General features: G+C 42.9%; 18 protein-coding genes. 14 read left to right on the forward strand and 4 right to left on the reverse strand.

Annotation, left to right across the window (positions count from 1 at the left end):
* Positions 1 to 13: 13 nt before the first annotated feature.
* The gene (uxaC, locus tag I5907_RS12310; RefSeq protein WP_196991118.1) at positions 14 to 1,411 is read left to right on the forward strand and encodes a glucuronate isomerase; all 1,398 of its coding nucleotides are present in this window, start codon (positions 14 to 16) and stop codon (positions 1,409 to 1,411) included.
* A 423-nt stretch (positions 1,412 to 1,834) separates the two neighbouring features.
* On the forward strand, positions 1,835 to 4,963 hold the full coding sequence (locus tag I5907_RS12315; RefSeq protein WP_196991119.1) for a T9SS type A sorting domain-containing protein: 3,129 nt from the start codon (positions 1,835 to 1,837) through the stop codon (positions 4,961 to 4,963).
* Between the two features lie 146 nt (positions 4,964 to 5,109).
* On the opposite strand, the gene I5907_RS12320 is transcribed toward I5907_RS12315, so the two are convergent.
* On the reverse strand, positions 5,110 to 5,775 hold the full coding sequence (locus tag I5907_RS12320) for a DUF3291 domain-containing protein (RefSeq protein ID WP_196991120.1): 666 nt from the start codon (positions 5,773 to 5,775) through the stop codon (positions 5,110 to 5,112).
* Positions 5,776 to 5,871: 96 nt separating this feature from the next.
* Here I5907_RS12320 and I5907_RS12325 point away from each other — a divergent pair, with 96 nt between their 5' ends.
* Positions 5,872 to 6,798: an alpha/beta hydrolase gene (locus tag I5907_RS12325; protein WP_196991121.1), complete on the forward strand. Its 927-nt coding sequence runs from the start codon at positions 5,872 to 5,874 to the stop codon at positions 6,796 to 6,798.
* On the opposite strand, the gene I5907_RS21785 is transcribed toward I5907_RS12325, so the two are convergent.
* Positions 6,793 to 7,437 carry a DnaJ domain-containing protein gene (locus I5907_RS21785; RefSeq protein WP_196991122.1) on the reverse strand — a complete coding sequence of 215 codons (645 nt, stop codon included), beginning with the start codon at positions 7,435 to 7,437 and terminating at the stop codon, positions 6,793 to 6,795. The two genes, I5907_RS12325 and I5907_RS21785, sit on opposite strands and share 6 nt — an antisense overlap.
* A 645-nt stretch (positions 7,438 to 8,082) precedes the next feature.
* Here I5907_RS21785 and smc point away from each other — a divergent pair.
* On the forward strand, positions 8,083 to 11,604 hold the full coding sequence (smc, locus tag I5907_RS12335; protein WP_196991123.1) for a chromosome segregation protein SMC: 3,522 nt from the start codon (positions 8,083 to 8,085) through the stop codon (positions 11,602 to 11,604).
* A 57-nt stretch (positions 11,605 to 11,661) separates the two neighbouring features.
* Positions 11,662 to 12,099: a DUF3592 domain-containing protein gene (locus I5907_RS12340; protein ID WP_196991124.1), complete on the forward strand. Its 438-nt coding sequence runs from the start codon at positions 11,662 to 11,664 to the stop codon at positions 12,097 to 12,099.
* 556 nt (positions 12,100 to 12,655) lie between these two features.
* Here I5907_RS12340 and I5907_RS12345 read toward each other — a convergent pair.
* Positions 12,656 to 13,681 carry a PorP/SprF family type IX secretion system membrane protein gene (locus I5907_RS12345; protein WP_196991125.1) on the reverse strand — a complete coding sequence of 342 codons (1,026 nt, stop codon included), beginning with the start codon at positions 13,679 to 13,681 and terminating at the stop codon, positions 12,656 to 12,658.
* Between the two features lie 71 nt (positions 13,682 to 13,752).
* Positions 13,753 to 14,406, reverse strand: coding sequence for a uracil phosphoribosyltransferase (gene upp, locus I5907_RS12350; protein WP_196991126.1), 654 nt, complete (start codon positions 14,404 to 14,406; stop codon positions 13,753 to 13,755).
* A gap of 95 nt (positions 14,407 to 14,501) precedes the next feature.
* Between upp and I5907_RS12355 the strand changes: the two genes are divergently transcribed.
* The 9 genes from I5907_RS12355 to I5907_RS12395 all read left to right on the forward strand — a co-directional run bounded on the left by I5907_RS12355 (position 14,502) and on the right by I5907_RS12395 (position 23,337).
* Positions 14,502 to 15,590, forward strand: coding sequence for an anhydro-N-acetylmuramic acid kinase (locus I5907_RS12355; RefSeq protein WP_196991127.1), 1,089 nt, complete (start codon positions 14,502 to 14,504; stop codon positions 15,588 to 15,590).
* A 205-nt stretch (positions 15,591 to 15,795) separates the two neighbouring features.
* Positions 15,796 to 16,263 (forward strand): YHS domain-containing (seleno)protein, encoded by a 468-nt coding sequence (locus I5907_RS12360; protein ID WP_196991128.1) that lies wholly within the window; start codon positions 15,796 to 15,798, stop codon positions 16,261 to 16,263.
* Positions 16,264 to 16,289: 26 nt separating this feature from the next.
* Positions 16,290 to 16,688: a DoxX family protein gene (locus tag I5907_RS12365; protein ID WP_196991129.1), complete on the forward strand. Its 399-nt coding sequence runs from the start codon at positions 16,290 to 16,292 to the stop codon at positions 16,686 to 16,688.
* 10 nt (positions 16,689 to 16,698) lie between these two features.
* Entirely contained in the window at positions 16,699 to 17,427 is a 729-nt protein-coding gene (locus I5907_RS12370) for a hypothetical protein (protein WP_196991130.1), read from the forward strand.
* Between the two features lie 38 nt (positions 17,428 to 17,465).
* Positions 17,466 to 17,900 (forward strand): DM13 domain-containing protein, encoded by a 435-nt coding sequence (locus tag I5907_RS12375; RefSeq protein WP_196991131.1) that lies wholly within the window; start codon positions 17,466 to 17,468, stop codon positions 17,898 to 17,900.
* A gap of 175 nt (positions 17,901 to 18,075) precedes the next feature.
* The gene (locus tag I5907_RS12380) at positions 18,076 to 18,576 is read left to right on the forward strand and encodes a hypothetical protein (protein WP_196991132.1); all 501 of its coding nucleotides are present in this window, start codon (positions 18,076 to 18,078) and stop codon (positions 18,574 to 18,576) included.
* Entirely contained in the window at positions 18,564 to 19,295 is a 732-nt protein-coding gene (locus I5907_RS12385; protein ID WP_196991133.1) for an NRDE family protein, read from the forward strand. The genes I5907_RS12380 and I5907_RS12385 overlap by 13 nt, the downstream gene beginning before the upstream one ends.
* Positions 19,292 to 20,353, forward strand: coding sequence for an ATP-grasp domain-containing protein (locus tag I5907_RS12390; RefSeq protein WP_196991134.1), 1,062 nt, complete (start codon positions 19,292 to 19,294; stop codon positions 20,351 to 20,353). Before I5907_RS12385 ends, I5907_RS12390 begins: the two co-directional genes overlap by 4 nt.
* A 521-nt stretch (positions 20,354 to 20,874) precedes the next feature.
* On the forward strand, positions 20,875 to 23,337 hold the full coding sequence (locus I5907_RS12395) for a glycoside hydrolase family 95 protein (RefSeq protein ID WP_231402094.1): 2,463 nt from the start codon (positions 20,875 to 20,877) through the stop codon (positions 23,335 to 23,337).
* Positions 23,338 to 23,397 lie beyond the last annotated feature (60 nt).

Raw genomic sequence — 23,397 nt, forward strand, 5'->3', positions numbered from 1 at the left:
TAAAGCGAGGCAGATGAAACCTTTTCTTAACGAAGATTTTTTACTGGACAATACGATTTCGCAGGAGTTATACCACAATTATGCGAAGCAAATGCCTGTAATCGATTACCACTGCCACCTGCCGCCGAAAGAAATAGCCAGCGACATGCAGTTTGATAATCTTACGCAGGTATGGCTTGCCGGCGATCATTATAAATGGAGGGCTATGCGTGCAAACGGTGTTGATGAAAGTTTTATTACCGGTACAAGAACTGACGAAGAAAAGTTTATGCAGTGGGCCGCCACCGTTCCATATACAATGCGCAATCCGCTTTACCACTGGACACACCTGGAACTGCAGCGGTATTTTAACATTCATGACCTGCTAAATAAGGAGTCGGCTGTAAAAGTTTACCATGATTGTAATGCACTGCTGCAGTCCAAAGCATACAGTGTTCAAAACCTGCTGCGCAGCATGAATGTGGAAGTTGTTTGTACAACAGATGATCCTGCTGATGATCTGCAGTATCACAGTCAAATAAAAGCACAGCCTTTTGGCACAAAGGTTTTACCTGCTTTCAGGCCAGATGCAGCAATGAATATTGATCACGCAAACTTTAATGCATACGTAGATAAAATTGCAGCAACAACAAACAAAGAAATAGCAACACTTGATCAATATGTAGACGCTCTTAAAGAAAGACATGATTTTTTTGCCACACAAGGCTGCACCATTGCAGACCATGGCCTGGAAGAAATTTATGCTGAAGACTTTACCCGGGCAGAGATCAGCAGCATTTTTTCGAAGCGCAGAAGCAATATTGCAACAGGCTATGCAGAACAACGTAAATTCAAGTCTTATATGCTGTTGCTTTTTGCAGAGTGGAATCATGAAAAGCAGTGGGTGCAACAGTTTCACCTGGGCGCTTTGCGCAACAACAATACCAGGCTGCTCAAGCAGATTGGTGCCGATTGCGGGGGCGATTCCATCGGCGATTTTCCGCAGGCAAAAACCTTGTCCACTTTCTTAAACAGGCTGGAAAGCAATCAAAAGCTTACCAAAACAATCCTTTACAACCTCAATCCTGCAGATAACGAAGTGTTCGCTACTATGATCGGTAACTTCAATGATGGCTCTGTAGCAGGCAAGGTACAGTGGGGTTCCGCATGGTGGTTTTTAGACCAGAAAGATGGCATGACAAAGCAGCTAAACACTTTGTCAAATATGGGCTTGCTCAGCCGGTTTGTGGGTATGCTTACAGACTCACGAAGTTTTCTTTCTTACCCGCGCCACGAGTATTTCAGGCGCATACTATGCAACCTTTTTGGTACTGAAATTCAAAAAGGAGAGTTGCCTGGCGATATACCGTGGATCGGGAAAATGATACAGGATATTTGTTACCACAACGCAAAGCAATACTTCAACTGGTAATGTTTCATCGTTGTAAAAAATAATGTAGCCGGCAGCAGTGCAGGTGGCATCAACTGTTGTGTCACTCACTTGTACGTTCCGTTAATAATGAGCAAGGTGCGGTCGTCTGCAGCTTTAAACATTTTAAACGTTCATATATTTTTTTAGGCGAATATTAATTTTGTATATGTTTAGGGCGGCATAATTTTACACACAGAATCCGTATCATGAAAAAATGCAGCAAAGCCCTTCAACGTCCTTTTTAGCTTCACGCAATTTTTCCCGATACATACTAATTAAAAACAAAAGATCAGCTTATCAGCGGTTAATGATGCTAAGTTACCGCCCATAGTAAGTTGTGATTTTATATCGTGTTGTTTCCCGGTTTTATCCAGCATAAACCGACGAAGTAATACAAGATCTGTCATCCTAAAAAACGTAACTATGAACCAAAGCTATGTCTGTAAAGGGCGTGCTTTTATTTCCATGCCTTCATTGACTGTTCTCTTACTATCTGCACTATTTTTTACACTTCTTCAGTCTGTAAACGCACAACAAGCAACGAGTACTATACCGGTAAGTATCGGAAGACAATGCGGTACAACTTCAGGCACTGCAGATTCTGTTATGTACTTTGTGTACAATAAAAACCTTTCCACCATCAACAGGTTATCAGCCTGCAAACCTGATCTCGCATCTCCGGGCCTGGCCAGCAGTGCAACCAGCGTAAGTTTCAACTCTGCTGACCAGTATTTATATATGGTTCGCTACAGAACTGTAAACGGTGTACCTACTTCTTATGTATGGAGATGGGCGCCTAACTCATGCCCGGCGGGTGCTTTGCCTGTATACCAGACATACACCAACCAGGCTATTGCCGGTTTGGATTTCGATGCCAACGGTATGGGTTACCAGATCATCTTTACAGGTGCATCAGCCCCATATGGCCTCGCTTTACAACAAATCGATTTTACTACCGGAACCTTTGGTCCAATAAAAAATATTGATCTTAAAGGAAAGAAAGTTTATACGCAGAATGGCGATCTTGTTATAACGCCCGGCAACCAGTTCTTAATGGTGTGGGATAACAAATATTTTAGTTTAAACTACAGTGCATACAGCACATCAACCCCGCTCGCTGCAACTTATATAGATACAGTTACACTTACAGGTTCTTCCAAACTGGTAGGCCTTGCCTATGCGCAGGGCAAGCTTGTGGGCAGCGCATCCAGGGATGGTAGTGGCGTGTGTGGTTATTACGATTTTAATATCATTAATGGTAAACTCACCAATCTTGTTGAAGGCCCCATGCTGCAATACTCTGCCGATATGACCAATATTACATCTGGCATAGGTTCAGCAAAAAGACTTGTATCAGCTACGCCGGTAAGTGCAGGCGTGTATGATCTTACATATGATATACGTGTAGAAAATTTTGGTGATTTCCAGATATCAAACCTGCAGGTACAGGAAGATCTTACAACGATTCACCCGCTTGGTGCTGCAGCCATTTCCAACGTAAGTACAGAATGGGTACAAAACCCCTCTGGTATTGTAAAAAGTACAACTTACAACGGCATTACCGATAAGAATTTAATAAGCAGTGGACAGGTATTGCCTAATTATCCCAAAGCAAATAACTATGCTATCATCCGTGTAAAATTCAGGATGGCCTCTGTAGAAGCTGGTGTTGTTTATTATAATAATGCATCTGTTACAGGAAGGGGCTATAACAATGTTGTATTGCAGGATTCAACAACCAATGGTTCACAAGCTGATCTTAACTCGAATTATAAACCCGACGATGCAGGCGAGAATCAGCCAACACCATTCTCAGTTTCTGTGTCTGCAGAAACACCGCCCTGCAGTGTGATCAATTCCATTTTATACAGCCAGGATTTTGGTAACGGCGCAGCCTTAACCACCACGTTACCAAGCGGGGTAACAACAGAGTATGCAGCAGGCACAAACCCACTTGATGATGAAACATATATTGTTGCGAGCAATGCCTATAATGCCAACACAACCAAATTTGTAAGTCTTACAGATCACACCGGTGTTGGAAACGGACGGATGTTATTGATAAACGCTGACGTTAACAATTACAAAATGTTCGAGAAAGAAGTGGATATAACCTGTGCGAATGTGAAATATTCATTTTTACTGTATGCCGCAAACATTATGAACGATACCTACAACACTTTCTGCGACGCTTTTGGTGGTACAAAACAGCCAAAGATTACGCTCATCGTTCGTAATGCAGACAATAACAATATTATTGCTACCACCACCACCACTGAAATTACTGACCGTTGGTGGAATGCGTACGGCATGAAATGGGTAATGCCGGCCGGCGTTACAAAAATAAAACTACAGGTGTACAATACTGCCGAAGGCGGTTGCGGTAATGCATTGGCGGTGGACGATATTCAATTTGGCATTTGTGATCCTTCTCCTGTAGTTGCTGCGGCGCTTGCAAGCGTAGGCTGCCCTGGCCAAAGCGGAACACTTATAGCCAGTGTTTCTGATACAACGGGCATGAGCAGTTACTTACAGTACCAATGGCAAACATACCTGAGCGCGGTAACCGGCTGGACAAACATAGCCGGTGCTGTGACCAATACATACAATGCTATCATCAGCACAGGTTTGGCTGTTCAACCTTCTTACAGGATTATTGTTGCCGCCGATGGAAATCTGGGTAATGAAGCGTGCCAGTACACTTCCAACGCTATACAGATTACGCCGAAAGATATTTCTGTAAAACCATTATCTGTAACAAGTAATAAAGCGTTTGCATGCCCTGGCGAACCTGTAACACTTACGGTAAATGGCGGCTCATTGGGTACCAATGCAGCCTGGGAATGGCGCCAGGCCAATTGTGCCGGTACATTGCTGGGTAAAGGATCTAGCATTGTTATCTACCCGCTGGCAACTGCCAGTTATTATGTACGTGCTGCCGGGGATTGTAATGTAACCGAGTGCAGTTTTATTACCATGCCACAGCTTTGCATTCTCGCAAACGAATCAGTACTGCTGAAGGGTTCATTAAATGGCCAGTTCTCTAATCTTGTTATCTCCGTTGTTGCAGATAAGCAAATCAGGTTTTACGAAATTGAGAGGAGCTTCAATGGCATTGACTACACTACAATAAGAACAGAACAGGTGAACGATTATGTAAATAAAAACGGCTACGGTTTTAAAGATGTACTTTCTGCTGTTCGCGAAAACACGTTCTATTACAGGGTTAAAGTAACAGGTATGAACGGGGAAGTGTATATGAGCAAAGTGCTGCAACTTTCGCGCAATGGCAATGATTTTAATACGTCTGTTTCGCCAAATCCTGCATCGGTAACAGCTAAACTTTCTTTTACCTCTGCATCTTCATCTAAAGTAGCAATAAGCCTTGTGAATGCACAGGGGCAGGTGGTGCGTAAAGAAACATATGTATCTGTAGAAGGATTGAATAACTATACATTCAACAACTTAAATAATCTTGCCGCAGGTATTTATACAGTAACCGTAACAGACTCAGGTAAAACCAGCCGTACGAAACTGGTTATTCAAAGATAGTTTTTTAGGATCGGGCTTTTGTACAGGTTAGCATCGCCTGTTGTGTCACTCACTTAGCGTGTTGCACTATGTTGAGTGTTGATATGCCGTACAAGTGAGTGACACAACAAAAGTCTGATAGTAGTAATGCAGCCCACACAAAAAATTCATCCGGCGTGTAAGGGATCTGCGCCATGGAGTGTACCAAAAGATGCCAATGGCCTGAAACGCACAAACATATCTTCGCTATACCATTTTTCTTTGTGTGTTTTTTTTATTACGTCTGCATGTTCATGCATTTTATAAGCAAAGTTTTTCATTTGTGTTTTGCTTTGCCATATACTAAATGTGGCCTGTCTTATCCAGGGCATTTCGCCAATGCCTACAGAAGTAATGAAGCCGTCTGCACGGTGCATTTTTGCCGCCACACCATCTACATTTTTCCAGAAATTTTTTAAGCGGCTTAGCCTGATGGTTGCTCTTGTAAGTACTGCAATCTTTCCCTCGTAGCCTGATTGCCTGGGTAATTGGCCAAAGACCTCTTCACCATTCCATTTACCATGACCTTCTAACGGTTCGAGCAGCATGGTATATACTTCGCATTTAAAAAAATGCCACCACCCACTTATAAAACCGCCATACAGCACCCTGTTGGTTACTGTTGCGCCGGTGGCAACCGGCTGCATTGTTATAATTCCCCATTGTCGCCAGTCGGGGTGTATATCGAATGTGCCGTTTTTACCACAGCCCAATAATTTACAAAAGCGAATCCTGCTTTTCATCAACAGCGGCAGCCTGAATAAGGCCATTGACAGGAAGCCGGCCCAGCCCATGAACCGCGGATATCTGACTATAGTAAGTGTGCAGGTTAACAATAGATTGTGTTTGATTTGTTATCTTAGTTGTTTGGCAATATTACAACTTGCAATATGAAAAAGGTTCTTACAATCATTACCGTATTCTGTTTATCAACAATGTCTATGCGTGCCCAAAAAACTATTCCATTATACGAAGGCGCGGTTCCTTATGCAAAAAAATGCGAGGTTCAGCAGAAAGAAATAATTGACACCACCTGGAATAAAGACGGCATCCTGATTGTTAGCGGGGTAACTGTACCTACCATTACAGTTTTTGAAGCGCCCAAAGAAAAACGAAACGGAACGGCTGTATTGATCATTCCCGGCGGGGGGTATGGTGTAATTGCCGCCGGTCATGAGGGCAATGATTTTGCCAAAGCGTTCAACGATAAAGGTATAACCGCTTTTGTTTTGCGATATCGGTTACCCGACGATGCCTGTATGGACAATAAAGCTTATGTACCATTAATGGATGCACAGCAGGCGCTCTATTTTATCAGGCAGCATGCAACGCAGTACAATATTAGTATAGATAGGGTGGGGGTAATGGGTTTCAGCGCCGGTGGCCACCTGGCTGCATCTGTAGGCACACATTTTAATAATGCGGTTAGCAAAGCACTTGCATCGGCCAACCTGCGTCCTGATTTTTTAATACTTGGCTACCCTGTCATCAGTTTTGCAGATGATATTACGCATATGGGTTCGAGAGATAACCTGATTGGTAAGATGCCAAAGCCAGAAATGGTTCGTTACTTCTCCAACGAGTTACAGGTTAATGCCAATACACCACCCACCTTTCTCGTACATGCTTCAGATGATGATGCGGTTAAAGTGGCCAACAGCATCCGGTTTTACGATGCCCTTATTGCCAGCGAGGTTCCGGCTGAAATGCATATTTATCAGAAAGGCGGACATGGCTTTGGTATGAATAACCCCACTACCAGCGATAAATGGTTTGATCGTTGCCTTAACTGGATGACCGCCAATAAATGGTTATAGTTTTCCTGCCAGGAAAATTGCCAGGCACATAAGAATGGCCAGCACAACGGCGCCTGCGGTTTTGTATTTCCCCCAGTCTGCCTCCCGTTTTTTTCTCCGGTAAAATTGCGTTACTGTTTTTGCTGTGGCGTCGCTGGCCAGCAGCAGCATCTTGTCGTGCAGTTGTTGGTAAAATGAAAACTCCATCAGCCTGCAGGCGTTGAGCAGGGCCAGCAATATTACCTGTTTCTCTGCTGTTGCATTTTCTCGCACAAGCAATTCAAGGTTGTTTTCACTTAAAACGTCTTCTACCTGGAAAAACAATGCGTCCTGGTTCATCCTGAATGGGTCGGCACCCGCCGTAAGATCCTGTATTTTTTGAGCTGCCTTAACAATCGTTTGTGGCGTTACCCGTTCTTTTTCTTTGTACTTGTAGTTATAAGTGTAGAATCGTTTATAATGATAATCTTCCCGTTTTACATTGTCTGATAAGATTTCATAAGCTTCTGCCACTTCTTTAAACGTGGCTTCTGCCACTACATCACCGGGGTTTTTATCAGGGTGGTATTTTAGTGCCAGCCGCCTGTAAGAACGTTTGATCTCATCGCCGGAGGCGTCCGGTTTTACACCCAGCACTTTATAATAATCTTTGGCTGACATATAACGAACGCGAAGTTAGGCGTAACGGGTTGTTTATGAGCCCGGCAGCAGTACAACAATTGGGCTTCTGTTGCGTCGCACTCTTGTACTGAAGGAAGTTAATGCAACTGCTTCGGTACAATCACTGCAATGGAGCATGAGCGGGAACTCAAACTAAATTCGCAATACACGGCCACAACGGCGATCTGACCGCCAGCAATAATCAAATTTATTAATAAACAGACCAATTAAGCCTTTAATTATCAATATCTTAAAATGAATTTATAAGGCATATCTTAGTATTCGTGCGATAATTATACAAGCATATATTAAGAAAACCACACATCACAATCAGAGTTGAATAGAAACTCATAATTTATTGATTATTAATTTATTGAGGCATTTAGTTTCTTCGTAAAATCATTGTATAAGGCTGGTGTGGTAAAATACAGTAATAAGTAAAGTCTTAGCAATATCGGATTATTGCTTTTTAAGTTTAGTAAAATAAATTGATATACTTGTAAATGAATGATATATAGAATTGTTTTGAAACGTTAGGGAGCTGTTTTTTGGTATTTTCTGCACAGCTTCTCCACAGCTAAAAATGAACAGGCAAAAAGTTTACTTAATTAAGTTATGTTCGCATTTGACAAAATGGGCTAAAAAGTGAGACTAAAATCTTTGGAAATAAAAGGCTTCAAAAGCTTTGCAGATAAAACTACTGTGAACTTCGATGAAGGTATTACTGGCATTATCGGTCCCAACGGATGCGGTAAAAGCAATATTATAGACTCAATTCGGTGGGTAATTGGCGAACAAAAAATTTCGGCCCTTCGAAGCGAAAACCTCGAAGCGTTGGTTTTTAACGGCAGTCGTACCCGTAGCGCAAGCGGCCTTGCCGAAGTAAGCCTTACATTCGAAAACACCCGTAATCTCCTGCCAACAGAATTCAGCACAGTAACCGTAACCCGCCGGTTCTTTAAAAATGGTGACAGTGAGTATCGTTTAAATGATGTGGCCTGCCGCTTAAAAGATATCCATAACCTGTTTATGGATACCGGTGTTTCTACAGATAGTTACGCCATCATAGAATTAGGTATGGTGGATGATATTATCAAAGACAAAGAAAACAGCCGCCGCCGTATGTTGGAGCAGGCAGCCGGCATTACCATATACAAGACAAGGAAAAAAGAAGCCAAAAGTAAATTAGATGCAACTGAGCAGGATCTTAATCGTATAGAAGATTTACTCTTCGAAATAAATAACCAGCTCAAATCTCTTGAAAACCAGGCGAAAAAAGCGGAGAAGTATTTTGAAATAAAGAAGGACTACAAAGAGATTTCGGTAGAGCTGGCAAAAGCGGCTTTGGAAGGCTTCAATATTACTTACAGGGAACTAAATGAGCAGCAGGAAACTGAAACCAACAAAAGGGTGCAGTTAGAAGCCGAAATTGCCACTGAAGAAGCCGCGATTGAACAGGAGAAAGTTGGCTTTGTTGAAAAAGAAAGAACGCTTCAGAGTATGCAGTATGAATTCAATGTATTGCAGCAGGATGTTCGGACACAAGAAAACGAAAAGAACCTTGCCACACAAAAACTGCATTACCTCAAAGAAAAAGAGAATAATTTAAAAGATTTTCTCGCTAAGGCAGAAGGACAATTAAATGGCATTACAGAGTCTATCGAATTCAGCCAGTTGCAGGTAACAGAAGAAGAAGGTAAGCTAAAGGAACTGGAAGAAAGGCTTATCAGCGCAAAAGAAGCAGTTGAGGAAAAGCGTAACCTTTTCGATGAAAAGCGCGGTTCTGTAGATAGTCTCAGAGCGCAGTACCAGCAAACACAACGTGGCCAGTTTGATGCAGAAAAGAAAGTGGCGGTTGCCGATACCTCTATCCAAAACCTGCAGCGGGCACAAACCCAACTTACCGATGAAAAGCAAAACCGCGCTGCCCAGGTAGCACAACTGGAAAATGAATTGCAGGAAAAGGAATCTTTACTGGAAAATAAACGCATCGACCTGCAGCAGTTGCAGGAGCAGCATGAAAGGACAAAAGAGCAGATTCTTGAAACACAGGCACAACTTGAAGGTTTGAGGAACGAACTGGCAGAGGAAAACCGCAAACTTGATGCAAGAAAGAATGAGCATGCATTATTAAAAAGCCTGATCGACTCAATGGAAGGTTATCCTGAGAGTGTAAAATTCCTGCACAAGAATCCGGAGTGGAACAATGCTGCGCCTATATTGTCTGATATTATCTATGTGAACGAAGCCTACCGGGCCGCAGTGGAAAATGTGCTGGAACCTTATCTTAACTACTACGTGGTTAATACCCTGCACGAAGGCCTTACTGCGGTTCACCTGCTTGACGCACATAAGAAAGGTAAAGCCAACTTTTTTATACTTGATAAGTTAAGCGAAAGCACCGGCGAAACAAACCAGCCTGCCAATACTATACCTGCACTAAGCGTGATTGAAGTGGATGACCAGTATCGTAAACTGGCAGAACATCTTCTCGGCAACGTATACATCGCTGAAAATGAAGATGCCATTGAAAATGCTGACGGCGCGGTAATACTTGAAAAGACAGGTAAATATGTAAGAGGAAAATATACGCTCACCGGCGGAAGTGTAGGTTTATTTGAAGGTAAAAAGATTGGTCGCGCCAAAAACCTTGAAAAGCTGCACGACGAGATTGTACTGCAGGAAGCTGTGGTAAATGCGTTAAGAGCAGAAATAAAGCAGAAGCACAATGAGGTTATTGGCTATAGCGAGCAATTAAAAGAAAATGCCATTAAGCAAACGGAAAACGAGATCAACCAGCTTACCAACCAGGTTTTTGCTACAAGGAACAAAATTGAAAACTTACAGTCTGCACAGCAAAATGCACAACAAAGACTGGAAGACATTGAATATAGGTTACAGGACGAGCAGGATGCCATTTCCTCTACCCGGGAACAGTTGGGAGAATTAAACCAGCAACTACAGGCTACAGCACAGGAACTTAAACTGGTAGAGCAGGATTACCAGCTTGCAGAACAGGATTATAATAAAGCCACTGCCCAATACAATGAAAACAATCTTTTGCTTACAAGGCAGCAAAGCAAAATTGCTGCTATCAGGCAGGAGCTTGTGTTTAAAAGAAACCAGTTAAACGACCTGCAAAACCAGGTTACCAGCAACACACAACAACTTGCAGAAGCTGCCGGTAATATTACTGAAAGCCAGGAAGCGCTTGCACAAAGTGAAGCATTGCTGGTAGAACTGTTACGGAGAAAAGAGGAAGAAGAGAAAAAACTGAACGAGGCTGATCAAACATATTACAACCTTCGTAATGCTTTGCAGGCAAAAGAGAGTGAACTGCGGCACAAAACAAAAAGCCGCGAAATGGTGGAGCACCTGCTGGCAGAGATAAAAGACAAATTGAACGAACTCAAACTGCAACTGGCAGGTATGAAAGAGCGGTTAAACGTGGAGTTTAAAATAGACCTCGACGAAATACTTGATCAGCCCAGAAAAACGGATACGCCACTGGAAGAATTACAGTCAACAGCTGACAGAATGCGTAAACGCCTTGAAAATATTGGTGAAGTAAACCCCACAGCTATAGAAGCCTTCCAGGAAATGAAAAAGCGTTATGAGTTTATTCTTGAGCAAAAGAATGATCTTGTTGAAGCAAAAGAGAGCCTGTTGCAAACCATACAGGAAGTAGAAGCCACTGCCAACCAGCAGTTCCTTGATACGTTCAACCGTGTACGGGATAATTTTCAGAAAGTGTTTAAAGCATTGTTTACAGAAGAAGATACTGCGGACCTTATCTTGGAAAACCCGGAAAATCTTGCAGAAACAGGTATAGATATTATCGCCAAGCCAAAAGGTAAACGACCATCGTCAATCACACAGTTGAGCGGGGGAGAGAAAACACTTACAGCTACAGCATTACTGTTTTCCATTTACCTTATCAAGCCTGCACCATTTTGTATTCTCGATGAGGTAGATGCACCACTGGATGATGCCAACGTTGGCAAGTTTACGCAGATGATCAAGAAGTTTAGCGAGAACTCGCAGTTCATCATCGTAACACACAATAAACAAACAATGGGTGCTGTAGACGTTATTTATGGGGTAACCATGCAGGAGCCTGGTGTAAGTAAACTGGTGCCGGTTGATTTTAGAAGCCTCAGTAATTAAGCAATAAACAAATTGGGTTAATATAAAAGGAGTTGGCTAATTTGCCGACTCTGTTTTATGATCAAAATTACCATCATATTATACCTTACATGCTTTGGTTTGTACCTGCTTTTTTCAAGAACCCCGGATTTTATCGACGGAGAAATTACCAAAGCCACCATTCATTATATAAAAGATTCCACAACCGGAAAGCCCGAGCCGTTTGCGTTTTACAAAACAGATAGAAAGTCTTACGCAGTAAAGGCAGGTTATCATTTCCGCAGCTTAAAAGAAGGCCAGCAGGTAGACCTTATCTTCGAAGGCGCCCAGCCAAAACAGGCTGCCGTGTATAGCTGGTGGGGTTACTGGATCACTACCGGTGAGGTGCTGTTTTCAATCGGGTTATTGGTTGTCATGTACTATATCGCTGTTTCCGTAACAAATAACCCCACACCCGAAGCCGTTATGGAACAACTGAACTATAAGCCTGTAAAAAAGAGAAAATACGAAACCTGAAAAGCCGGAAGATAAACTGCCGTTGATTTATTCAGGCACCATTTCATGGTAGTGTTACTGCTATTGATATATACGAATTGAAATAAAAAACAAAGGGCATCAAGCTCTCGCAATGACGCCCTGTTTTAACCCTGCTGCAAGTTTATAGTAAAGTGTACTAAATCGCTTTGTAAAATTTGTGATGCTTCATAAACCATTAAAGCATTGCATAGTATAACAGACCTGCATCGTTTTGGAAGGTTTAAAAAGAAATAAAAAAAATCAGTAAATTTTTTTTGCTGCGGTAAAAAGGGGCTACTCCGGTATTTTCACACGTTATAAAAACATAGTTGAATACGATGTACCCGGCAGCAGCATAAGCATTAAGCTTCCGTTGCGTCGCACTCTTGTACTGATGAATGATGATTGGGCAACACGAAGATGATTATGTTTCCTTTATCCTTATTGACCATTCACCATTCACCACTCACCTCCTCCGTGCTGCATAACGGTCCAGCCGCACAAGTGAGTGACACAACAGGCGATGCCACCTGTACAAAAGCCCGTAAACAAATCATTAAAATTTAGGACAAGGAAGACCTTTGCTGCCCGGTGTTCTGGCTATATAAATAAGTGAAAGTTCAACGCCGCCGCGGCTTTGAGAAGCTGTCTTAAGATCTGATGTGTTAATATCGTAAGTAGCACCAAAACGCAGGTTGTTCCATTCAAGACCGAGATATGGTATCAATGCATCTCCAAGGCGCAGCCATGCACCTGCATAAAAACTTACCGGGTTGTCTGTGGTATTAAGGTCCTGCGTTGCAATTTGCATGGCGCCACCCAAAACGGTTTCACTTGCGCCGGCTTGTGTGCTGTACAAAGCACTCACGTGCAGGGTTGTTGTTTCGCTTGTCGGAAAATAGCCACCCGCATGAAAGGTAGAACGCATGGCCAGGTTATAAGCAAGGTAGGCCGGCCCGGCATTAAAGGTTTGATCTGGCCTGTTGATGTGGTATAAACTTACGCCTGCATAAAAATTATTTCTGTCGGTTGTACTTTGCGTGTATAGCAAGCCTGCATTCAGATCAAAGTAGCCTTTATTCAAGGACACGTTATCGAATGTTTCGCCTGATGGTCTCGTCCACTGTCCATTCAAATCTAGCTGATTTTCGAAAGTAAGTTTTGAGGTGTTGATGAGCATGTTGGAATAAGTTCCCTGGAAGCCTAAGCCGAGTTGTTTGTAACCATCTTCATCAAGCGCCTTATGGTAAGCGGTAGACAAAGAAAGATAATTGAAGTTGATAGCGCCGTCTGCACCTTTATCTGTGTAGCCCATAATGCCTACACCAAAGCGGTCAAATTCGTCCACCACATTTTTTAAGATAGGAAAATCAACAGAAACGGTAGCGGTTTGGAAAGCACGGTTTATAGTAGGCCACTGGTTGCGATAGTTACCTGCAACTCTTACATTGCCATCAAATTTACCGGTGAATGCGGGGTTAAGGGTTAGAGGCGAAGCATAGAACTGTGAAAAATGCGGATCCTGCGCCTTCACAATTCCAACTGCACAAGCCAAAAACAGCGTTAGAAGAATGGTTCTCATTACAGTTATTAAGGTTTCAAATTTAGGGAATTATACTACAGTTTTAATGCTTATAATCAATCTTTAACACGCTACGACTGAGACTTTAAGCCAAATGCAAGGTCGCCGGCATCGCCAAGCCCGGGCACAATGTAACCTTTCGCAGTTAGTTCATCATCAATGTCTCCACACCAGATTTTTACGGCATCGCCGGCTTCGCGTATTACGTACTCTATACCTACCGTGCATGCAATGGCACACACCACATGAATTTCCGAAGGCGTACCTTCATCTTTCATGGCTTCGATTGTTTTTACCAACGATGCGCCGGTAGCAAGCATTGGGTCGCTGATAATTAAAATCCTGTCATCCAGGGGCGGGCAGCTCAGGTATTCGAGCTCTATAATAAAGTTTCCATCGGGGTCATGTTTCCTGTATGCTGAAACGAAAGCATTGTCTGCTTTGTCAAAGTAGTTCAATAAACCGTTGTGTAATGGAAGACCGGCACGAAGAATAGTAGCCAGCACCGGTTGCTGTTGTAGTATTTTAGATGGATGAATACCAAGCGGCGTTTGTATATCTTTTACTTCCCATGGTAATTCTTTACTTATTTCCAGCGCCATTGCCTCACCAATACGCTCCAGGTTTCTGCGGAAACGCATACGGTCATCCTGAATATCTGTATTTCTTAATTCACTTAACCAATTGGTGAGCAGGCTGTGCTGGTCGCTTAAATTTCTAACCATGGTTGTTGAACAATTTAGAATTACCGGTTGTAGATTGCAGCCCGAAAAATAAGACCAAATCTTTAATCGGCAAGCATAAATTTAAAATAGTCTTTATGGTATATCGCAGCATTGGAATAATGAGTGGTTCATCGCTTGACGGGTTGGATATGGTGTTCACAGAACTCGAAGAACGTGCGGGCAAATGGGCCTTTGAAATAAGGGCTGCTGAATGTACCGTTTATACTGCTGAGTGGAAGAGCAGGTTACAAAATGCACCAACATTAAGCGCGTACGATTACATGTTACTGCATGCTGCTTATGGGCGATATATTGGTGAGTCTGTCAACGCATTTATAGAAAAGCACCATCTGTTCCACCAGGTACAGATCATTGGCAGCCACGGCCATACAGTCTTTCATGCGCCTCAGCATCATATAACTGCGCAGGTTGGCGATGGTGCCGCTATTGCAGCGGCAACCGGTATAAATGTAGTCAGTGACCTTCGCAATATGGATGTGGCATTGGGCGGGCAAGGGGCGCCAATTGTACCCACAGGAGAAAAACTACTCTTTGGGCAGTATGATTACTGCCTGAACATAGGCGGTATCGCAAACATTTCATCAGGCCACTCCGGCAATTATGTAGCATTTGATGTGTGCCCTGCCAACCGCGTTTTAAATATGCTCGCAGAAAAAACCGGGAAGGCTTTCGATGAAAATGGCACAATAGCTAAAAGCGGTCATGTCAATATTGCTTTATTGCACCTGCTAAATGAGCAGGAATATTACCGGTTGCCATTTCCCAAATCGCTGGCCAATAGTTTTGGTACAGATATTATTTTTCCGTTGATAGAAGCTGCCGCCATACCCCTGGAAGATGCAATGCGTACTTATGCAGAGCATATTGCCATACAGGTTGCCGCTGCCGCCCAACGGCTGCCTTCCAATAACGGCGCACAAATGCTTGTTACAGGCGGCGGTGCGTTTAACAGCTTTCTTATAACACTCATTCAACAAATGCTCACGCCACTTAATATAACTGTCACTGTTCCTGCTGAAGATATTGTACAATACAAAGAGGCTTTGATCATGGCATTACTGGGTGTACTCAGGTGGAGAGAAGAAGATACCGTATTAAAGACTGTTACTGGTGCAACACGCAACAGTATTGGCGGCGCGGTGTGGATCGGGCAGGAGGCATAATTTTTTTGGTAGCCAGCTGTAGTACAGGCATCGGGCTTCCGTTGCGTCGCACTCTTGTACGCTATAGCATGATGCAGCAGCGATGCTGCGACAATTATCTGTTAACTCAACAGTCGTCAAAGACTACTGCAGGCATTAACAAATTATTTTTATTTTGTATGGAAAGGAATTGCTGGTATGCACGTATTAAGTGCAAACCAACAATATGAAACATATTTACCTGGTCGCTTTGCTGTGGTTTGTTGCACCACATTACCTGCACGCTCAAAATGCCGCAGCGCTTAAGACCAAAAACTTCAATCTCGAAAAAGGGCTCGCCATACAGGGTTATGATCCTGTTGCCTATTTTACCGAACACAAAGCAGTAGAAGGTTCAAAAAAATTTTCCGCAGTGTACGACGGTGTAACGTATTATTTTTCTTCTGCAGCAAACAAAGAATTATTTACAAAAAATCCCTCCCGTTTCGAACCTCAATATGGCGGGTGGTGTGCATATGCCATGGGGCACGATGGTACAAAAGTGGAAGTAGATCCCGAAACGTTTAAGATCATCAACGACAAACTATACCTTTTCTACAATAAGTACTTCAACAATACCCTAAAGTCATGGAACAAGGATGAATCAAACCTGAAGAGCCATGCAGATGCAAACTGGAATAAGATTTACCATTAATTGTACACCAACCAAAACACACAAACATGTCTCTTAATATCAAAACAATCGGCATCTGGCTGTTAAAGCTGCTGGCAGCCGTAATCATGCTACAAACCCTCTTTTTCAAATTTACCGGTGCGGAAGAATCTGTATATATATTTTCAACGCTTGGTATGGAACCATGGGGCCGTATCGGAACGGGTGCAATGGAACTTGTTGCGTCAATACTTATTCTCATTCCTTCCACCACAGCATTCGGAGCACTTTTAGCTATCGGGCTAATGAGTGGCGCTTTGTTTTTTCACCTTACCAAACTGGGTATAGAAATTCAGGGCGATGGCGGTTTGTTATTTATTTACGCGTTACTGGTTTTCCTGGCTTCTCTCATACTTCTTATCATATACCGCGCACAAATATTCAGGCGGTTGGGTTTAAACTTCTAAAAACTTAATCTTGAGAAAAACACTCGCCATTGTATGCATATTCGTTGCCTCGAGTATTCATGCACAAAAAAGCAATCAATACCAGCAGGTAGATTTTTCGGCCACCGCAGGTAGTAAACAAGGCACGCTTGCTGCCGCGTACTCCTATAACACAAGATTTGGCAAGTCGCACAAATTCGATATTGGGTTGGGTGTAAGAAACACGGCCTACTTTGGCACAAAAAAAGATTTTATTACCGCTGGTCCCGCCAGGCTTACAAGAACATTTACAACGCCGTTTGCCATCTTTTTTGCCGGTCAGCAGGAATCAAACTTTGATACCCTGGTAGTGCAGAGATCATTTGTAAACGCGGTGAACATCGCTTTGAATCTGGGGTATCATTTTAACGAAAAAATTTCCGCCGGCTTCAATATAGACCTCGTGGGTTTCAGCTTTGGCACAAAGACAAACGGAGTTTTTAAAAGCAACGGTCAAACAATTACCGAACCTTCTGCAAAGCCCTCTGCATTCAATCTTCTGCTAACCGGCGATCACGATAAAGGTTCCCTCAATTCAGAGTTCTTTTTGCGTTACAATCTTAATAGCCGGTGGGGTATCAAAGGCGTGTACCAGTTTGTGTTTGTAGAATACCAGGCAAACTCTGTGGAACAAACATTTGCCGATGGTTCAAAAAATGACAGGTTCCGCAACAAAGCGAACAATTTTGGTCTTGGTATTACCTGGCAACTTAACAAATAGTTACACCTATACCGTTTATACTACATAAAATTATATCTATGAAAGTGGGAAAAATAACTATCGTTTTATTGCTCGTTTTTATGATCACGTCATGCGCAAAGCAAAATGCCACACCTTCAGATGTGTTGAATGAACAAATCGATACAACTGCTGGCATGCTGGTCTATTCAGGCATGTTCTCAAACGGTCCTTACGGAAGCGTTTCCGGAGATGCAGGTCTTTATCTTGATAATGGAAAATATATATTGTACTTTGATGACATTAAAAGCTCGAATGGGCCGGATTTACATGTTTATTTGTCGGAAGAAGAAATTCCGGTACATTTTATTGATTTGGGAAAACTGAAATCGACAAACGGAAATCAGTCATATGTCGTTCCTGTAGGTACAGATTTTGCTAAGTTTCGCTATGCTTTAATACATTGCCAGCAATACAATCATTTATTTGGCAGTGCATTACTGGAAATGCCATAGTAATGTATCCGGGCAATGGTTTTGCCTGTACTTAAAGCATAAAATAATAAGTGAAAACAGATGGAATGTAATACTTGTAATATTTGTTGTAATTGAAGCCAACACCAGGCTTATTTTTACAAGCTATATACATTTTTTTTTCGTACATACAAAACGAAACGTAAAAACTCAAACTATGAACCTGCAGCAAGCTATTTCCAATGTATTCGTTCAATTACAAGATTCGGTTGAGCGGCTTACGGATGGGCAATACATACAACCAATCTCAAGCTTATCCAATGCCACCATTGGTCAGCATGTAAGACACATACTCGAACTGTTCGTGTGCCTTGAAAATGGTTATAATGATGGCCTTGTTAATTATGAAAAACGTAAACGTGATCGTACCATTGAAACAAATAAGGCTTTTGCATTGCAACTGATGCACTCCATAAATGCCGGTCTGGCCAGGCCCGATAAAGATTTGGTGCTCGAAGCAGGATACGATGAATTATCGCAGGATGTGTTGCATATAAAAACAAATTATTTAAGGGAACTCGTGTATAACCTGGAGCATACCGTGCATCACATGGCACTTATAAGGGTTGGCCTTTTGGAACTTTCATCTTTTGACTTGCCGGAGAGTTTCGGTGTGGCATCTTCTACCATCAAATACCGGAAGGCATGTGCACAGTAACGTTTTTGCGTGTAGCCAATAAATATCTTATTACATCAAACAGGGATGAAAGCAGGCTTCGCAAAACGGCATTACCACCTGCTATACACCGAATTGCCCAGGGCAATATTCTTTTCCCGAAGGATGCAAATGCCGGGGGCACATGGATTGCCGTACACGAAAACGGGAATGCAGTGGTGTTGTTAAACGGAGCTTTCATCAGGCACAGTCATAACCCTCCATACCGTAAAAGCAGGGGCATCATATTGCTGGAGATTATTGCTGAACGGTCACCATTAAATGCATTCAACCAGGTCCCTTTTCAAAATATCGAACCATTTACCATGGTGCTGTTTTGTTTTGATGAACTGTATGAGTGCCGCTGGGATGGCCGGCGCAGGCATATCAGACTACTGGATAAAACTTTGCCCCACATGTGGTCTTCGGCTACTTTGTACGAGCCGGCAATTGTAGCAAAAAGAGAAAAATGGTTTGCTAACTGGCTTCAGGAAAATAGCACGCCTTCGTTAAATGATATCATGCATTTTCATGCGGCCGGGGGAGATGGCGACCTGTTCAATGACCTCAGGATGAATCGCGAAGGTCACATGCTCACCGTAAGCATTACAGGCATTGAAATATCCGGTACAGGTGCCCGCATGGTATACAAAGACCTTACTACTGAAACCGAATATCAACAAATACTTTCACTTACAGGCGCGCTTACAACAAACGAATGAGTTTCCTGAAAGAAATACTAAATAGACCATTTTTTATCAAGCTCTTTAACTGGGAGTATTGGTCTTTTCATACAGTCTACACACCCATCTATATTTACTGGGTCTGGCTTTGCATAAGGGCAAGGTCTTTTTTCTTTTTCAATACCGCAAATCCTGCTATAAAAAACGGCGGATTTTTAATGGAAAGTAAAAAAGAAATATACGACATCATCCCACCACAATATTACCCTAAAACTGTACTTGTAAAAGCAGGCAGTGCATTTAGCGTTGTACAGCAAACAATGCAGCAGCATGCGTTTATATTTCCCTTAATTGGTAAGCCCGATATTGGCATGCGCGGACTCAGTGTAAAAAAGCTCGATACCGAACGGGATGTTCAGGCATACCTTCAAACCAGCAAGGTCGATTTTTTATTACAGGAGTTTGTTCCTTTCGAAAATGAAGTAGGTATCTTTTATTACCGGTATCCCGGAGAAAGTGAAGGTCATATTTCAGGTATCGTTGGCAAAGAATTTTTAACGGTAACTGGCAATGGTATCGCCACCATAGAGGAGTTACTGCAACTGGATAAACGTTATATACTCCAGTTGCCTGTACTGCAGAAGACATACGGAAAAACGTTGAAGCAAATATTACCTTTAAACGAAAATTTTGTACTCGTGCCCTACGGCAATCATGCACGCGGGGCAAAGTTTATTGATCTTACACCACTTGCAGATCAGCAACTGTCAGGCATTATCGATGCTGTTTGTAAAAACATACCCGGCTTTTATTACGGCAGAATGGACGTGCGCTACAATACCTGGGAAGAGCTGAAACGTGGAGAAAATTTTAGTATCATCGAACTTAATGGTGCCGGCAGTGAACCCACGCATATGTACGATCCGCAACATTCTATTTTATTCGCCTGGAAAGAGATCATCAGGCACTGGCGCATTCTCTGGAAGATCAGCCGCCTCAACCACAAACGCAAAAAAATTCCATACATGAACTTCTCTTCAGGCATACAAATGTTCAGAGAAAACAGTGCCTATGTAAAACTTATCTCGCCTGAATAATCTTCCTCGTAAAGTATGTTACCCGTTATTGTAATCATGTCACCGGCAGTAGTATTGCTATTAAGCATCGTTGCGTCGCACTCTTCAACTGCAGAAGCAATATTGAACAAACGCGAATGTCCGGGCATGGGTTCTCCCGCATCTGTTGACTGCTTCCGAAGCTAAACAAAAACAATCCCGGTAGAAACCGGGATATATTGATTGCTTTATAACATAAAAACAGCGATGAGAAATTGTTGCAGCGGCTTTACCGCTCTTTATTTGTGCTGCAAAAAAATTATCGTGGGGTGCCGGAACCTGCCGTCACACAAATTTTCCCCTATGTTTTACAGCTTTGTTGACCAAAAGTAGCGCTGCCCTTTCTTGGTTGTTATCAGATTCGGGAAAAGCATTTACGCAATGCGGAGATTCACTTCCAGCGCTGTAATCTTCGGGCAATTGTTCCCGGGTTTATAAGCAAAAGTGTAGACATAATAATAAATGTCAAAAAAACACTTATATTCATGCCTCAGTTTGTTCATATGAAAAATTCCTTTATTGCAGCCTGTTGCCTGGTCACGCTTTATTGCAGTGCACAGCAGGATAGTTCACTTAAATTATGGTACAAAGCGCCTGCAGGAACTGTATGGGAAAATGCCTTGCCCATTGGCAATGGTCACCTGGGTGCTATGGTATACGGCAATGCAGATACAGACATTATTCAGTTAAATGAAAGTACTGTCTGGAGCGGTGGGCCCAACAGGAATGATAACCGCGCCTGCCTTGATTCACTGCCAGTCTTACGCAAACTGATTTTTGAAGGAAAACAAAAAGAGGCAGAGCAACTTGCAAACCGTATCATCATCAGTAAAACATCACATGGCCAAATGTACCAGCCTGTTGCTGATCTCAGGCTCAGCTTCCCCGGTCATACAAACTACACAGACTACTACCGCGAACTGGATATTTCAAAAGCCGTTGCAACCACACGCTACACGAATAATGATATTGGTTACACGCGCAAAATACTGGCATCGTTAGCCGGCAGGGTGGTTGTAATGCAGCTTACAGCCACTAAACGAAACAGCATATCATTCACTGCTTTTTATACCACACCCCAGCCAAATATTTCAATCAGTACCAACAGGCAGCAACAGCTTGTTATCAGTGGTACAACAATAGATCATGAGGGTGTGAAAGGCATCGTGCAGTTTAAAGGTATAACACAGTTCAAAGTGGTGGATGGCACAACAAGTTATACAGATACATCGGTAACAATTACCAATGCAAGTACTGTTACCATCTATGTTTCCATTGCAACAAACTTTAATAGTTACAATGATGTTGGCGGCAATGCGGCAGAAAGAGCCGGTAATTTTTTATCTGCGGCCATGTCAAAATCTTATAAAGAAACCGAGCAAGCGCATATTGCGGCTTACAGGAAATTTTTTGATCGCGTTAAACTCGATCTTGGCTCAACAGCCGCAGCTACATTACCTACAGATGAGCGTCTTAAAAATTTTGCCACAGGTAATGATCCATCATTGGTTTCGCTGTATTATCAGTACGGCCGCTACCTGCTTATATCTTCTTCCCGGCCGGGTGGCCAGCCTGCCACATTACAAGGTATATGGAACAATAAACTGTATCCGCCATGGGATAGCAAATACACCATAAATATTAATGCCGAGATGAACTATTGGCCTGCAGAAAAAACAAACCTGCAGGAACTGCATGAGCCGTTTCTAAACATGGTGAAAGAACTGTCCATAACAGGCAGCAAGACCGCAAAAGATATGTACGGTGCCCGCGGTTTTATGGCGCATCATAATACAGATATATGGCGCGCTACAGGCGCAGTAGATGGTGCGTTCTGGGGTGCGTGGATCAATGGCGGCGGCTGGGCCACACAGCATTTATGGGAGCATTATTTGTATAACGGCGATAAGAAATACCTCGCATCAGTATACCCGGTATTAAAAGCTGCAGCTTTGTTCTATGCAGATTTCCTGGTAGAGCACCCAACATATCACTGGCTTGTTTTGTGCCCTGATATGTCGCCTGAAAATGCACCCGCCGCGCATGATGGCTCATCGCTGGACGCAGGTGTAACCATGAGTAACCAGATTGTGTTCGACGTTTTTTCCAACGTCATCAGGGCCGCACAAATATTACAGCAGGATGCAAAGCTGGCAGATACACTGGCACAATTGCGAAGTAAGCTACCGCCGATGCATGTGGGTAAACACGGGCAGTTGCAGGAGTGGCTCGATGATATTGATGATCCAAACGATCATCACCGCCATATCTCGCATTTGTACGGGCTGTTTCCTTCCGCCCAGATATCACCTTACCGCACGCCGCAATTATACAGTGCCGCAAAGAACACTTTGCTGCAGCGCGGCGATGTTTCAACAGGGTGGAGTATGGGCTGGAAAGTTAACTGGTGGGCAAGAATGCTTGATGGTAATCATGCATATCAACTAATACAAAACCAGCTTACACCTGTAGGCACTGTAGAAGGTGGCGGCGGCACTTACAATAATTTGTTTGACGCGCATCCGCCGTTCCAGATCGACGGAAACTTTGGCTGCACCAGTGGCATTACCGAAATGCTGATGCAAAGCGAAGACGGCGCACTAAACCTTTTACCGGCCTTGCCTGCTGTATGGGCATCCGGCAGCATTCAGGGTTTACGGGCATATGGTGGTTTTGAAGTTACCAGCATTGAATGGAAAGATCACCAGGTTATAAAAGCAGTAATAAAATCTACCCTCGGCGGTAACCTTCGCTTAAGATCACCAACACCATTAAAGAGCATAACCGGTAAAGCGTTACAGGTGGCAAAAGGTGTAAATAGCAATATTTTTTACACGACAGCAGAAGTGGCAACACCGGTTGTTGCCGCGGCGGCAACTATTAATATGCCCCGTTTGAACGCAACATTTGAATATGATATTGCTACGCAGGCCGGTGAATCGTATGTTTTGGTAGGCGCGCAGTAAATCCCGGAATGTAAACATGTTTGATAATAAATACCTGGTGGCTGTTGCTGCACATTGAAC

The sequence above is a fragment of the Panacibacter microcysteis genome (assembly GCF_015831355.1).
GTDB lineage: Bacteria > Bacteroidota > Bacteroidia > Chitinophagales > Chitinophagaceae > Panacibacter > Panacibacter microcysteis.